We start from the raw sequence: 15046 nt of genomic DNA, 5'->3' as shown, positions 1-15046 counted from the left end.
TTGACAACTCAGAGTGAGCGTCGGGTAGTATTTTTCGATTTAGATGGCACGCTTCATCAGCAGGATATGTTTGGCAGTTTCTTGCGCTTCCTGCTGCGCCATCAACCTCTCAATCTGTTACTTGTCATTCCGCTTTTGCCGGTGATAGGTGGCGCGTTGCTGATTAAAGGACGTGCTGCTCGCTGGCCGATGAGTCTATTACTGTGGGGCGCGACATTTGGACATAGTGAAACGCGCCTCAAGCAGCTGGAAGCAAACTTCGTTACCTGGTTTCGTGGTCAAGTTACAGCTTTTCCGGTGGTGCAGCAGCGTCTTACCGATTACCTGACAAGTTCAGATGCTGATGTCTGGCTTATCACCGGTTCACCGCAACCGTTGGTGCAGCAGGTTTATTTCGACACGCCATGGCTACCGAAAGTGAAGCTGATTGCCAGCCAAATCAAGCGTTCTCACGGTGGGTGGGTGCTCACATTACGCTGTCTTGGGCATGAAAAAGTCTCGCAACTGGAACAGCAAATCGGCACACCTTTGCAGCTCTACAGCGGTTACAGCGACAGCAACCAGGACAACCCGCTGCTCTATTTTTGCCAGCATCGCTGGCGGGTTACGCCGCAAGGTCAATTACAGCAGCTCGAATAATTTTGGGTACAAAAAGGAGCTGTGTATAATGCGCGCCCGAAACGTGCCCGGAGAGACCTCTCTTGTCAGAAAGTGAATTTACCCACGAACACTGGATGCGCCACGCGCTGACCCTTGCGCGCCGCGCGTGGGAAGAAGGTGAAGTTCCGGTCGGTGCAGTGCTGGTCCATAACAACCAGGTGATTGGTGAAGGTTGGAACCGTTCTATCGGGCGACACGATCCGACAGCCCATGCTGAAATTATGGCGTTGCGTCAGGGCGGTTTGGTGCTGCAAAACTACCGTCTATTGGATAGCACGTTGTATGTCACCCTCGAACCGTGCGTTATGTGTGCAGGTGCGATGGTGCATGGACGTATCGGAAACCTGGTGTTTGGTGCACGTGATGCTAAGACCGGGGCAATTGGATCTTTGATGGACGTGGTGGGGCACCCAGGAATGAATCATCAGATTAATGTGATTGAGGGTGTACTGGCAGAAGAGTGCTCGGCAATGTTAAGTGATTTTTTTCGAGCCCGTCGTCTTGAGAAAAAGGCCCTAAAGGAAAAGGCCCGAAATGGTAATAACCCCAATAAGTTGGACAGTTAAACACCTGGCTCGTAGGTGAGGGTACGATTTATTTAACAATATTCTCTCATAAAAAAGCGAGCCGCCTTTTCAAGCAACCCGCCTCATAAATTAACCCACTATTTTAACTACTCCCAGGCCCGCTCAGCCTTAGCAGCATTGAACTGTGGCGGTGGCTTTCGGAAGCTACGTGTGAGATAGGTAAGATATCCCAGACCTACCGCTGCCCATATCAGGCCGAGTGTCAGAGATGTTGTTTCCAGGTTGATCCACAACACTGCCACAGTAATCGCTCCAGTCAGCGGCAGTATCAGATAGTGAAACTTATCCTTCCAGGTTTTGTTTCGTCCTTCACGGCGCCAAAAGTGGTTGATGACTGAGATATTCACGAAGGTAAATGCGACCAGCGCACCGAAGTTTATCAGTGCTGTTGCGGTCACCAGGTCGAAGAACAGTGCGGAAAGCGATACGATGCCGACCATCAGTACATTCAGTGCTGGGGTACGCCATTTTGGGTGCACGTAGCCGAAATATTTCTCCGGGAAGACGTTATCGCGCCCCATAACGTACAGCAGTCGTGAGACGCTGGCATGGGATGCCAGGCCTGAAGCCAGCGTGTTAACGAAGGTCGTACACAGGAAGATGGACTGGAATAGTTTCCCTCCCACATACAGGGCAATTTCCGGCAGTGCCGCATCCGGATCCTTGAAGCGGATGTTATCCGGGAAGAATAACTGCATAAAGAATGATGCCGCGATAAAGATGATTCCGCCGTAGACCGCTGTGAGGAATATGGCTTTAGGAATGGTGCGCGCTGCATTCGGCGTTTCTTCTGAAAGCGTTGTTACCGCGTCGAAACCAAGAAACGAGAAACAGACTATTGTTGCGCCAGTGATGATGGGGAGGAGATGTGCGTTCTGGCTGATGAAAGGTTGTAGCGACCAGACTGTGCCAACGCCTTCTCCTTTATGCAGCCCCTGAACAACCAGAATAATAAACACCACCATGATGCAAATCTGTACCAACACAAACAAAGTGTTGAAGTTAGCCACCAGGTTCACGCTTTTCAGGTTGATAACGGTGAGGATAGTCACAAAACCGATGACCCAAATCCAGGGTGGAACGTCGGGAAACAGCGCCGATAGATAGATTTTCGCCAGCAAGACATTAATCATCGGCAGGAACAGATAATCCAGCAGCGACGACCAGCCCACCATAAAACCAACATGGGGGCTAATAGCCTTTTGCGCATAGGTATAAGCAGAGCCAGCCTGCGGGAACTGGCGTACCAGCTTACCGTAGCTGATGGCGGTAAAAAGTACGCCCGCCAGTGCAAGAAGATAGGATGCCGGTACGTGACCTTCGCTGACGCCAGAAACAATCCCGAAGGTATCAAACACCGTCATGGGTGTGAGATAGGCCAGCCCCATCATCACCACTTGCCAGAGTTTTAAAGATTTACGCAGTTGCGGTTTTCCCGCCGGCGAAAGGTTTTCAATAGAAGTGTTAGTCGCCATGGCCTGGCCCCCCCATGCATGTGGAGGTTTGCGATAATATCGTCGTTATAGCAAACCTGCTCAGGCTGGGGGTTAAACGTGGAACCAGAGGCGTAAATATCGGGCTATGACCATTAACAGGTCCGTCGTAATCAATATGGCAGCAGCATTCGCCTTCGCCGTGCGGGTATTTGAACATCTGCATCATCTCATTTCCTCGTCATACAATCTGTCGTTTAACTGAAGACCCGTTGCCGCGTGCTCCGTTATGCGACTCAGGGAAATGGCAGGTTAGCCCTGCAACGTTTCCGGTCCGGCTCCGATCAGACCTTATGATGCTGCTTAATTTTGCTGCCGGGCAGCATAAAGCTACCCCGGCATGGCTACACTCAGGCGTTTTTCAACATCCACTCAATTTCCGTTTCTGTGATCATTCGTTCAAATTGGATCAGCTCATCGTTCTTACAGGCATGGAAGACATGAACAAATCGTTCGCCTAACAGCTCGCGCAGATGATCGTTCTGGGTAAATTCCCATAGCGCATCGCTCTGGCGAATAGGGAAAGGCAGTCCTTCCTGCTCCAGGCCGTTCCCTTCAACTTCTTCCTGCAATGGCAGATCGTTATCCAGGCCATACAGGATGCCTGCAAGAATTGTTGCCATCACCAGATAAGGGTTGGCATCTGCCCCCGCTACACGGTACTCAATACGATGGTTATCGCGATCGCCACAAGGGATACGCAGCGCGACGGTACGGTTGTTATGCCCCCACGAAGCCTGTGTCGGCACATACATACCGGGCTGGAAACGACGGTAGGAGTTGACGTTCGGAGCAAGCATCGCAATAGATGCCGGCATCAGGTCAATCATGCCCGCAAGTGCACGTTTAAGAAGTGCGGAGTCTTCGCCATCGGCGTCCGCCAATACATTCTCACCTTTGCCGTTCAGGACGCTGATATGAATATGCATCCCGCTTCCTGCGTGCTCTTCATACGGTTTCGCCATAAAAGTGGCGTGCATCTTATGTTTTTCTGCCACTGAACGGACCAGACGTTTTAGTGCCAGCGCATCATCGCAGGCATCCAGTACGTTATCGGTATGGTGCAGGTTAATCTCGAACTGGCCTGGGGAGGCTTCGGCGACAGCACCATCTGCTGGAATCAATTGCAGGCGGCCCAACTCATCAATATCGCTGAGCACATCGGCAAAGTGATTGAGGTTATCGACAGAGTAAACCTGGTTTTGGGTATTACGATCTTCAGTACCCGGCGCGCAAGGAGGTTGCAGATAGCCGTCTGCATCACGCTGGCGATCGAGTAAATAGAACTCCAGCTCTACCGCTACCACGGGGTGCAAACCACGCTGGCGTAACTTCTGCCAGAGTCGGTTAAGCACGTTGCGCGGCTCAACGTCAAAGGGAGCGCCATCTTCATCCAGCATGGTCAGCATCATCTGCCCGATAAGTTCCGGGTCCGCCGCTGACGGGGTTAATGTTCCAGGAATCGGTACACAATTGCGATCTGGCTCACCTAATTCCTGGCCAAGACCGGCTTCTTCCACCACGTTGCCCAGGATATCCATCGCAAAGACGGATGCCGGGAAGTAACAGCCTTTTTCTATCTTACGTAGGCTGGAAACCGGGATGCGTTTGCCACGGAAGCCTCCGTTCAGATCTGTAATAAGGACATCAACATATTGGGTACTGGGGTAACGCTCGAGGTAGGTTTTTACTTCACGTGCGAACGCGCTACTTCGTCTCTCTTCGGAATGCTGAACGAAATTCTCAACTTCTACGATATTGGTATCCATGATTGACCACCGTTGCATTGGATGCGTTTTTTTGCTGTTAAATATAATGTCCACCATTCGACATTGGTGCCAATTTAAATGTTTGTCAAATGTTAAATGAACTTTGCAAATAGGTTATACCGCTGCTAGATTGATAAAATATTGAACGGAATAGAGCGGAATGGAATCTTTTGGCAATAATTTAGTCCAGAATGTGAGGTCGATCATGGGCAATATATTTGACAGGCCAGTTATTGGCGTCGTCATGTGCAGAAACAGGCTTAAGGGTCATGAGACCCAGACGTTGCAAGAAAAGTATCTGAATGCGGTTTTAAATGCTGGTGGGTTGCCTGTTGCCCTCCCTCATGCGCTGGCGGAGCCAGAATTGCTGAACGCATTTCTTCCTAAGCTTGATGGCATTTTTCTGCCGGGGAGCCCCAGCAATGTACAGCCGCACCTCTATGGTGAAAACGGCGATGAGCCTGACGCCGATCCCGGGCGTGATGAACTGAGCCTGGCGCTGATCAATGCCGGGCTTGAAAGGCGCATTCCCATTTTCGCCATCTGCCGGGGTTTGCAGGAAATGGTGGTTGCTACGGGTGGGACGTTATATCGTCGCCTACACGAGCTGCCCGAATTTCTCGAGCACCGAGAAGATCACGAACTGCCGATGGAGCAGCAGTACGCCCCATCCCACGAAGTCCAGGTTCAACAGGGAGGATTACTTTCTTCTTTAATACCGGGTTGCAACTCGTTTTGGGTTAATTCACTCCATGGACAAGGCGCGAAATCGCTGGGTCGTCTGTTACGTGTGGAAGCACGTTCACCGGATGGCCTGGTGGAAGCCATCAGCGTACACGATCACCCATTCGCCCTTGGTGTACAATGGCATCCAGAATGGAACAGTAGCGAATACGCGCTGTCGCGTTTATTGCTAGAAGGTTTTATCAACGCTTGTCAGAACTATATCGCTGAAAAACAGCGACTCTGACCACTACTGTTAAGGAAATACCAATATGAGCGATGACGGCCTGGCGCCGGGAAAACGTTTGTCAGCGATCCGCCAGCAATTGGGTCTTTCACAACGTCGTGCCGCCGAACTGTCTGGATTAACGCATAGTGCCATCAGCACCATAGAGCAGGATAAAGTCAGTCCTGCAATCAGTACGCTACAGAAGTTACTGAAAGTTTATGGGCTGTCGCTCTCCGAGTTCTTCGCGGACCCGGAAAAACCTGATGAACCACAAGTGGTTATCAATCAGGATGACCTGATTGAGATCGGTAGTCAGGGCGTTTCAATGAAGCTAGTACACAACGGAAATCCGAACCGTACACTGGCGATGATCTTCGAGACTTATCAACCCGGTACGACGACTGGAGAGAGGATCAAGCACCAGGGTGAAGAGATAGGCACGATACTGGAAGGTGAAGTGATACTGACCATCAACGGTCAGACATATCACCTGGTTGCAGGGCAAAGTTATGCCATCAACACCGGCATACCTCATAGCTTCAGCAACACCTCGGCAGGCATCTGCCGCATTATCAGCGCCCACACTCCCACCACGTTCTGAAGTCCATTCGGCCTGAGTTATTCAGGCCGCTTTTTTAAAAAACTTTTTACGGGATTTATTTCCTGGGGCAACTTGCAGCCAGATTTTGCCGACAACAGCGAAGAAAGACATTTTATCTTATTGAATCTAAGGAGTAATTATGGACTTTCAGTATCTGAATTACTGGCAGGAAAAAGCAAAAAATATCACGCTTGAAAGCCGCCTGTTTATTAACGGTCAATATTGCCAGGCTCAGGACAATGACACTTTTGACATTGTCGATCCTGCCGCGCAGCGCACGCTTACCCAGGTTTCCCGCGGCAAAAAAGCCGATGTTGATATTGCTGTACGTGCCGCCAGGGATGTTTTTGAGCGCGGTGACTGGTCGCAGGCCTCTCCTGCAAAACGCAAAGCCGTACTGAGCAAACTTGCTGATTTAATGGAGCTGCATCACGAGGAGCTGGCGCTGCTGGAGACACTTGATACCGGTAAGCCTATTCGCCATAGCCTGCGTGATGATATTCCAGGTGCCGCCCGCGCCATTCGCTGGTACGCGGAAGCGATTGATAAAGTTTACGGTGAGGTCGCCTCCACCGGCGTGAATGAGTTGGCGATGATCGTACGTGAGCCGATCGGCGTTGTTGCCGCTGTGGTGCCGTGGAACTTTCCTCTGCTGCTTGCCTGTTGGAAGCTCGGCCCGGCGCTGGCGACAGGTAACAGCGTGATCCTCAAACCTTCTGAAAAATCCCCGCTGACAGCAATTCGTCTGGCGCAGCTTGCGAAAGAAGCGGGTCTGCCTGACGGTGTGTTTAACGTCATCCCAGGTTTCGGTCATGAAGCCGGCCAGGCGCTGTCACAGCATCCGGACGTGGACGTTATCACTTTCACCGGTTCAACTCGTACGGGTAAACAGCTGCTGAGAGATTCGGGGGATAGCAACATGAAGCGTGTCTGGCTGGAGGCGGGTGGTAAAAGTGCCAACATCGTGTTCGCCGACTGCCCGGATCTGCAAAATGCCGCAGCCAATACCGCCGCAGGGATTTTCTACAATCAGGGTCAGGTATGTATCGCTGGAGCTCGTCTACTGCTGGAAGATAGCATCGCCGACGAGTTTATTGCTCTGCTAAAAGAGCAGGCCAATAACTGGCTGCCAGGCAATCCACTTGATCCGAATACCACAATGGGCACGCTGATTGATAACGCCCACGCCGACAACGTACACAATTTTATCCGCGATGGTGAAAGCCTGGGCAAGCTGGTGTTAGACGGCCGTGATGGTAAACATCCTGCTGCCATTGGCCCAACCATTTTTGTCGACATCGATCCGAATACTCGCCCGGGCCGAGATGAAATCTTCGGACCCGTTCTGGTTATTACCCGGTTCACCACCGAAGCGCTGGCGCTGGAATTAGCTAACGACAGCGACTACGGCCTGGGTGCTGCAGTGTGGACCCGCGATCTTTCCCGTGCTCATCGCATGAGCCGACGCCTTAAAGCTGGCTCAGTCTTCATCAACAACTACAACGATGGCGATATGACCGTACCGTTCGGTGGCTACAAACAGAGTGGTAATGGCCGCGATAAATCCCTGCACGCGCTGGAAAAATTTAGCGAACTAAAAACAATCTGGATCTCCCTGGAGTCTTAATCATGTCTGAACATACCACCAGCTATTACGCCGCCAGCGCTAATCAGTATGAGCCGTTTCCACAGCTTGAAGAATCCGTTTCCTGCGATGTGTGTATCGTCGGAGGAGGTTACACCGGACTTTCCTCAGCACTTCATCTGTCGGAAATGGGTTATGACGTAGTGCTGCTTGAGTCGGCACGCATCGGCTTTGGCGCAAGCGGGCGTAACGGCGGCCAGCTCGTTAACTCCTACAGCCGTGACATCGACGTCATCGAACGCACTTACGGTCCAGACGCCGCAAGAATGCTAGGTGGCATGATGTTTGAAGGCGGCGAGATCATTCGCGAACGCATCAAACGCTACCAGATTGACTGTGACTACCGTCCAGGCGGATTGTTTGTCGCCATGAACCGCAAGCAGATGGAAACCCTGGAAGAACAAAAAGCTAACTGGGAGCGCTACGGCAACATCCATCTGGAGCTGCTGGATACCGATGAGCTACGCCGTGAAGTGGACAGCGACCGTTATGTTGGCGCCTTGCTCGACCATAGCGGTGGCCATATTCACCCGCTGAATCTGGCTATCGGCGAAGCCAATGCCATTCGCCTTAACGGCGGCCGCGTCTATGAATTGTCACCGGTAATTAACATCCAGCACACCAGCCCGGCAGTTGTCAGCACCGCAAAAGGCCAGGTCACGGCACGTTATGTCATTGTGGCGGGTAACGCTTATCTCGGCGATAAGCTCGAGCCGGAACTGGCAAAACGCAGTATGCCGTGTGGTACCCAGGTGCTGACCACCGAACCACTGGGTGAAGACGTAGCCCGCTCACTGATTCCGAAAAATTACTGTGTGGAAGACTGTAACTACTTGCTGGACTACTACCGTCTGACTGGCGATAACCGTCTGCTCTATGGCGGCGGGGTGGTATATGGCGCTCGAGACCCTGCGGATATTGAACGTCTGGTAATGCCCAACCTACTGAAAACTTTCCCGCAACTAAAGGGCGTGAAAATCGATTACAGCTGGACCGGCAACTTCCTGTTGACTCTTTCACGGATGCCACAGTTTGGCCGCCTGGATAACAACATCTATTATATGCAGGGCTACAGCGGACACGGCGTGACCTGTACGCATCTGGCGGGGCGTTTGATCTCCGAACTTCTGCGCGGTGATGCTGAGCGTTTCGATGCGTTTGCCAACCTGCCGCATTACCCATTCCCTGGTGGTCGCAGCCTGCGTATCCCGTTCACCGCGATGGGGGCGGCCTACTACAAACTGCGCGATCGTCTTGGTGTGTGATTAACTCTCTAATCGACTGATGCCTGATATAAGGCAACGTGTCTGAGAGCATATTTTATTTGTATTACTATGACTTATGATGGAAAGCTCTCATCAGAAATAAAATGGACAACTCCGTTTAGGGTTGTCCATTTTTTCTTTACTTGTGCCTCGATGGCGCACTGCATCAGTAGAATATGATTGCTTCGCTAATGGATGTTTCGGGCCATCCTGGGATGAGTCACCAGGTTACGGTGACTGAGGGCGTACTGGCAGAAGAGTGCTCGGCAATGTTATCTGTTTTTTCTCGAGTCCGCCGTCTTGAGAAAAAGGCCCTAAAGGAAAAGGCCCGTAGCCTGGAGTAGCAAGCTCTACAGGGGTTACAACTGGGTAAGCTTCAGCATATTTTTCTTCTTGCGCCGCCTGCTTCTCTTTTTCAAGTAAATATCCCGCAAGACTGATGTGATACTTACGGATATTTTCTACATAGGCATAAGCCTCATGGCCACGGGCGTAACCATAAGTGGTTTTGCTGTAATACTGTTTTTGACTCAGCAAAGGTAGCCGAGTTTTTACATCCGCCCAACTGTCCGGATTACCTTTCTGTTTCGCTGTAAGCTGACGGGCATCAAGCATATGGGCATACCCCATGTTATAGGCCGTCAGAGCAAACCAAATACGCTCATCCTCTGGCACGCTCTCAGGGACTTTTGACATCATATCTTTCAGATAACGACTCCCCCCTTCAATGCTTTGCTCTGGGTCTAACCGGTCAGAAACACCGAGACTTTGCGCGGTATTTTTGGTCAGCATCATAAGCCCGCGAACGCCAGTGGGTGAAGTGGCCTGATCATCCCAGTGCGATTCCTGATACGAAATCGCTGCCAGCAAACGCCAGTCTATTTCAGTGGCATATTTTTCGAATAACGGCTGAAGCGTTGGTAGCACGGTATCAACCGCTTTCAGGAAGGTACGGGTATCTACGTAGTCAAAATCCCCAACGTGGCCGAGATATTTTTCTTCAAGACGCGCAAAGGTGCCATCGCTGTTAAGGCGGTTATAGAAATCGAGTAGAGCTGCGGAAAGGCTATCATCGTTATCCAACGCGCTAAACCACGTAACAGGCTGTTCGTCGGTCACATCCAGAGCGACAGCAAGCTGCGGATGAACGCGTTGGAAGGTGCTGATGGCAACAGAATCCGCAATAGTAAAGGCAATCTCTCCATCAACCACTTTTTGCATCAGTTCAGTGCTGCTGTGTTGTTCATCAACTCGCCAGCTTAAATCCGGGAATTTTTCTGCTTTCAGCTTGTTCAACGCATTAAGTGACGTAACGCCGGGTGAGAGAACTAGCTGATTTTCTTTAACGTCCGCCAAAGAGCGCGGACGGAAACTCCCGATGCGATAAACCATCTGCTGGGAAACGGAGTAGTAGCTCGGTCCGGCCTGGTAACGTTGGCTACGTTGCGTGTTGTAAACCAGGCCTGCTGCAATCACATCGGCATTATCATTATCAATGTCATCAAACAGCTCCTGGATATTGGGGCGAACGGTCACTTCCAGCTTTACGCCAAGATAATCAGCAAACTGCTGGGCCAGTTCGTAATCCAGGCCGATCTTCTTTCCCTGATATAGGGTGTAGGTCAAAGGCGACTGAATCGTACTGACGCGTAAAACCCCCCGCGATTGAATAGCGGCGATACGGTTTTCGGTTTGTCCGAACCAGGGTATGGAGGGCCAGAGCGCCACTGCCAGCAACACGGTTACGGCACCGATGAGCAGATAATTAATCTTAAATCTTTTCAAATAGTTAATCTTCTGCGGTGCGTCGAGTCTTCGCTAACAACAGGCTTCAAAAGTTGAGGTTGCACAAAAAGGTGTGGCGCATTTTGCTTAACAAAACGCCACTGCGCAACTTATTCAACATTTCTGGCTGAATTTTAAACAATAAAAAGTAATCCACTTATTTATACGCAAACGGTTTCGTCACGGCGATGGATTATCTATAATGGCGCCCGTTTTCCCCTTGCGCCCACTGAAGCGTCCCCCTGGCGTTTCGAAGACGAGAGATCTTTGATGATGGAAATTCTGCGTGGTTCGCCCGCTTTATCGGCATTTCGTATTAACAAATTACTGGCCCGCTTTAATGACGCCAACCTTCCGGTCAGCGACATTTATGCCGAGTATGTTCACTTTGCCGATCTCGACGCGCAGCTCGACTCTGATGAGCACGCCCGTCTGCAACGGTTGTTGAAATATGGTCCAACCCTTGCCGACCACGCCCCGACAGGCCACCTGATTCTGGTCACGCCGCGTCCTGGTACCATCTCCCCCTGGTCCTCTAAAGCTACCGATATTGCCCATAACTGCGATCTGGCCAAAGTTAAGCGCCTGGAACGTGGTGTGGCGTATTACGTGACGGCAAGCCAACTGACCGACGCACAACGCAACGAAGTTGCCACATTGCTACATGACCGCATGATGGAAAGCGTCTTTGGTGCGCTTGATGATGCACAGCAGTTGTTCTCTCATCACACGCCCGCTCCGGTGCAAAGTGTTGACCTGCTCACGCAGGGTCGCGAAGCACTGGTTGAAGCCAACATCCGTTTAGGACTGGCTTTGGCAGAAGATGAAATCGACTACCTGCAGGATGCGTTCACCAAACTGGGGCGCAACCCGAACGACATCGAGCTGTATATGTTCGCGCAGGCGAACTCCGAACATTGCCGCCACAAAATTTTCAATGCCGACTGGATTATCGACGGCGTAGAGCAGCCTAAATCGCTGTTCAAAATGATTAAAAACACCTTCGAGAAAACGCCTGATTACGTGTTATCTGCTTACAAAGATAACGCCGCTGTGATGGAAGGCTCCTCGGTAGGGCGCTTCTTTGCTGACCATGAAGCAGGTCGCTACGACTATCACCAGGAGGAAGCGCATATCCTGATGAAAGTTGAAACTCACAACCACCCAACTGCTATTTCCCCATGGCCGGGTGCTGCAACAGGCTCTGGTGGTGAAATCCGTGATGAAGGTGCGACGGGCCGTGGTGCCAAACCGAAAGCTGGCCTGGTTGGTTTCTCGGTTTCAAACCTGCGCATCCCTGGTTTTGAACAGCCGTGGGAAGAAGATTTCGGCAAACCCGATCGTATCGTAACCGCCCTCGATATCATGACCGATGGCCCTCTGGGTGGTGCGGCGTTTAACAACGAATTCGGTCGCCCGGCGTTGACTGGTTACTTCCGTACATACGAAGAGAAAGTGAATAGCCATAACGGCGAAGAGTTACGCGGTTACCACAAGCCAATCATGCTGGCCGGTGGCATCGGTAACATTCGTGCCGACCACGTTCAAAAAGGCGAAATTACCGTGGGCGCGAAACTTATCGTGCTCGGTGGCCCATCAATGAATATTGGTCTGGGTGGCGGTGCGGCATCTTCCATGGCATCCGGTCAGTCTGATGCGGATCTGGATTTTGCTTCCGTACAGCGCGATAACCCAGAAATGGAACGCCGCTGCCAGGAAGTTATCGACCGCTGCTGGGAACTGGGCGATGCCAACCCGATTTTGTTTATTCACGATGTGGGCGCAGGCGGTCTTTCCAATGCCATGCCTGAGCTGGTGAGCGACGGCGGCCGCGGTGGCCGTTTCGAACTACGTGATATTCTGAATGATGAACCGGGTATGAGCCCGTTAGAAGTGTGGTGTAACGAATCCCAGGAACGTTATGTTCTGGCCGTTGCTCCAGACCAGTTGCCGCTATTTGACGAACTGTGCCGCCGTGAACGTGCGCCATATGCCGTTATCGGTGAAGCCACCGAAGAAAAACACCTGACGCTTAACGACAGCCATTTCGACAACCAGCCGATTGATATGCCGCTGGATGTGCTGCTCGGCAAAACGCCAAAAATGGAACGTAACGTTGAAACCCTGAAAGCGAAGGGCGATGCGCTGGATTGCCGCAATATCACGATTGCTGATGCGGTAAACCGTGTGCTGCATTTGCCAACAGTTGCAGAAAAAACCTTCCTTGTGACCATTGGTGACCGTTCGGTTACCGGTATGGTTGCCCGTGACCAGATGGTTGGCCCATGGCAGATCCCGGTTGCCAACTGTGCGGTTACTACCGCAAGTCTTGATAGCTACTATGGTGAAGCGATGTCGCTTGGCGAACGTGCGCCGGTAGCGTTGCTGGACTTTGCGGCATCAGGTCGCCTGGCGGTCGGTGAAGCGTTGACTAACATTGCCGCAACGCAAATTGGCGCGTTGAATCGCATCAAACTCTCGGCAAACTGGATGTCCGCCGCAGGCCACCCTGGTGAAGACGCAGGTCTTTATGAAGCGGTAAAAGCTGTCGGTGAAGAACTTTGCCCAACGCTTGGCCTGACCATTCCGGTCGGCAAAGACTCTATGTCGATGAAAACCCGCTGGCAGGAGGGCACCGAGCAGCGTGAGATGACCTCTCCGTTGTCGCTGGTTATCACCGCATTTGCCCGTGTTGAAGATGTTCGCCGCACCGTTACGCCACAGCTGCGTACTGAAGATAACGCTCTGTTGCTTATCGATTTAGGCGCAGGCCACAACGCGCTGGGCGCCACGGCGCTGTCTCAGGTTTACCGCCAGCTGGGAGACAAGCCTGCGGACGTTCGTAGTGCCGAACAACTGAAAGGCTTCTTTAACGCGATTCAGGCGCTGGTGGCCGAGCAGAAACTGCTGGCTTACCACGACCGTTCTGACGGTGGTCTGTTGATCACGCTGGCAGAGATGGCGTTCGCCGGTCACTGTGGCGTGGAAGCGGATATCGCAACGTTAGGTCGCGACCACCTGGCGGCACTCTTTAATGAAGAGTTAGGTGCTGTAATCCAGGTGAAAGCGGCAGATCGCGAAGCGGTTGAGAAAACGCTGGCAGATCACGGCCTGGCAGATTGCGTTCACTTCCTCGGCAAAGCTGTTGTGGGTGACCGTTTCACGCTGACCGCCGATAAGCACGCTGTGTTTAGCGAAAGCCGCACCACGCTTCGCATGTGGTGGGCAGAAACCACATGGCAGATGCAGCGCCTGCGTGATAACCCTGAATGTGCCGATCAAGAGCATGAAGCGAAAGCTAATGACAACGATCCTGGCCTGAACGTTAAGCTCAGCTTCGACATCAAAGAAGATATCGCGGCACCGTTTATCGCTAAAGGTGCGCGTCCAAAAGTTGCCGTACTGCGCGAGCAGGGTGTTAACTCTCACGTGGAAATGGCGGCCGCCTTCCACCGCGCGGGCTTTGATGCCATCGACGTGCATATGAGTGATTTACTGGCGGGCCGCCGTGGTCTGGAAGATTTCCAGGCGCTGGTGGCGTGTGGCGGCTTCTCTTATGGCGATGTGCTGGGTGCTGGTGAAGGTTGGGCGAAGTCCATTCTCTTTAACTCACGCGTACGTGACGAGTTCGAAACCTTCTTCCACCGCCCGCAAACCCTGGCATTAGGTGTATGTAACGGTTGCCAGATGATGTCGAACCTGCGTGAACTGATTCCGGGCAGCGACCTGTGGCCGCGGTTTGTGCGCAACCATTCTGATCGCTTTGAAGCACGTTTCAGCCTGGTTGAAGTCACGTCAAGCCCATCGCTGCTGTTGCAAGGCATGGTCGGCTCGCATATGCCAATCGCGGTTTCGCACGGCGAAGGGCATGTGGAAGTGCGTGACGCGGCACATCTGATGGCGCTGGAAAGCAAAGGCCTGGTGGCTCTGCGCTTTATCGATAACTTCGGTAAAGTCACACAGAATTACCCGGCGAACCCGAATGGTTCACCAAACGGTATCACTGCCGTAACCAACGAAAGCGGGCGTGTCACCATTATGATGCCGCACCCTGAGCGTGTTTTCCGTACTGTCAGCAACTCCTGGCACCCAGCCGAGTGGGGCGAAGATAGCCCGTGGATGCGTATTTTCCGCAATGCGCGTAAGCAACTTGGCTAAGCCTTAATAGAATCCCTGCTCCGGCAGGGATTTTTTTGTCACTAAAACCCGACATCCATACCTTTTTACTGTCTCCAAATGGAGACGCTTAACCTATTGATTTTAAAGGTGCGCGAAATGATGCTCTTGTA

At 52.0% G+C, this 15046-nt stretch carries 10 protein-coding genes; 7 read left to right on the top strand and 3 right to left on the bottom strand.

Annotated elements, in window-relative coordinates:
- A complete protein-coding gene (gene yfhb / locus IX31_RS14400; RefSeq protein WP_034459281.1) occupies positions 1-639 on the top strand; it encodes a phosphatidylglycerophosphatase C in 639 nt (212 codons plus the stop codon).
- A 95-nt stretch (positions 640-734) separates the two neighbouring features.
- Positions 735-1226 carry a tRNA adenosine(34) deaminase TadA gene (gene tadA, locus IX31_RS14395; protein ID WP_390886945.1) on the top strand — a complete coding sequence of 164 codons (492 nt, stop codon included), beginning with the start codon at positions 735-737 and terminating at the stop codon, positions 1224-1226.
- A gap of 107 nt (positions 1227-1333) precedes the next feature.
- On the opposite strand, the gene IX31_RS14390 is transcribed toward tadA, so the two are convergent.
- Positions 1334-2722 carry an APC family permease gene (locus tag IX31_RS14390; protein ID WP_034459275.1) on the bottom strand — a complete coding sequence of 463 codons (1389 nt, stop codon included), beginning with the start codon at positions 2720-2722 and terminating at the stop codon, positions 1334-1336.
- A gap of 368 nt (positions 2723-3090) precedes the next feature.
- Positions 3091-4509, bottom strand: coding sequence for a glutamine synthetase family protein (locus IX31_RS14385; protein ID WP_034459273.1), 1419 nt, complete (start codon positions 4507-4509; stop codon positions 3091-3093).
- Positions 4510-4714: 205 nt separating this feature from the next.
- Between IX31_RS14385 and puuD the strand changes: the two genes are divergently transcribed.
- The 4 genes from puuD to IX31_RS14365 all read left to right on the top strand — a co-directional run bounded on the left by puuD (position 4715) and on the right by IX31_RS14365 (position 8972).
- Positions 4715-5479, top strand: coding sequence for a gamma-glutamyl-gamma-aminobutyrate hydrolase (gene puuD, locus IX31_RS14380; RefSeq protein WP_034460102.1), 765 nt, complete (start codon positions 4715-4717; stop codon positions 5477-5479).
- 25 nt (positions 5480-5504) lie between these two features.
- Positions 5505-6062: an HTH-type transcriptional regulator PuuR gene (gene puuR, locus IX31_RS14375; RefSeq protein WP_034459270.1), complete on the top strand. Its 558-nt coding sequence runs from the start codon at positions 5505-5507 to the stop codon at positions 6060-6062.
- A 139-nt stretch (positions 6063-6201) separates the two neighbouring features.
- Positions 6202-7689: an aldehyde dehydrogenase PuuC gene (puuC, locus tag IX31_RS14370; protein ID WP_034459267.1), complete on the top strand. Its 1488-nt coding sequence runs from the start codon at positions 6202-6204 to the stop codon at positions 7687-7689.
- A 2-nt stretch (positions 7690-7691) separates the two neighbouring features.
- Complete coding sequence (locus IX31_RS14365) at positions 7692-8972, top strand: NAD(P)/FAD-dependent oxidoreductase (RefSeq protein ID WP_034459264.1); 1281 nt, start codon at positions 7692-7694, stop codon at positions 8970-8972.
- A 228-nt stretch (positions 8973-9200) separates the two neighbouring features.
- Here the strand turns inward: IX31_RS14365 and mltF are convergent, their stop codons facing one another.
- On the bottom strand, positions 9201-10757 hold the full coding sequence (gene mltF / locus IX31_RS14360; RefSeq protein ID WP_034459261.1) for a membrane-bound lytic murein transglycosylase MltF: 1557 nt from the start codon (positions 10755-10757) through the stop codon (positions 9201-9203).
- Between the two features lie 270 nt (positions 10758-11027).
- Between mltF and purL the strand changes: the two genes are divergently transcribed.
- A complete protein-coding gene (gene purL / locus IX31_RS14355) occupies positions 11028-14915 on the top strand; it encodes a phosphoribosylformylglycinamidine synthase (RefSeq protein ID WP_034459258.1) in 3888 nt (1295 codons plus the stop codon).
- Positions 14916-15046: the final 131 nt, after the last annotated feature.

The sequence above is a fragment of the Buttiauxella noackiae genome (genome assembly GCF_000737905.1).
Taxonomy (GTDB): Bacteria; Pseudomonadota; Gammaproteobacteria; order Enterobacterales; family Enterobacteriaceae; genus Buttiauxella; species Buttiauxella noackiae.
The sequence above is the reverse complement of the archived record's forward strand: the minus strand, read 5'-3'. Positions and strand labels throughout refer to the sequence as shown.

Excerpts from the sequence above, each read along its gene's own strand:
- puuC (WP_034459267.1), top strand. The coding sequence starts at position 6,202 with ATGGACTTTCAGTATCTGAATTACTGGCAGGAAAAAGCAAAAAATATC.
- purL (WP_034459258.1), top strand. The coding sequence starts at position 11,028 with ATGATGGAAATTCTGCGTGGTTCGCCCGCTTTATCGGCATTTCGTATT.
- puuD (WP_034460102.1), top strand. The coding sequence starts at position 4,715 with ATGGGCAATATATTTGACAGGCCAGTTATTGGCGTCGTCATGTGCAGA.
- puuR (WP_034459270.1), top strand. The coding sequence starts at position 5,505 with ATGAGCGATGACGGCCTGGCGCCGGGAAAACGTTTGTCAGCGATCCGC.
- IX31_RS14385 (WP_034459273.1), bottom strand. The coding sequence starts at position 4,509 with ATGGATACCAATATCGTAGAAGTTGAGAATTTCGTTCAGCATTCCGAA.
- IX31_RS14390 (WP_034459275.1), bottom strand. The coding sequence starts at position 2,722 with ATGGCGACTAACACTTCTATTGAAAACCTTTCGCCGGCGGGAAAACCG.
- tadA (WP_390886945.1), top strand. The coding sequence starts at position 735 with ATGCGCCACGCGCTGACCCTTGCGCGCCGCGCGTGGGAAGAAGGTGAA.
- IX31_RS14365 (WP_034459264.1), top strand. The coding sequence starts at position 7,692 with ATGTCTGAACATACCACCAGCTATTACGCCGCCAGCGCTAATCAGTAT.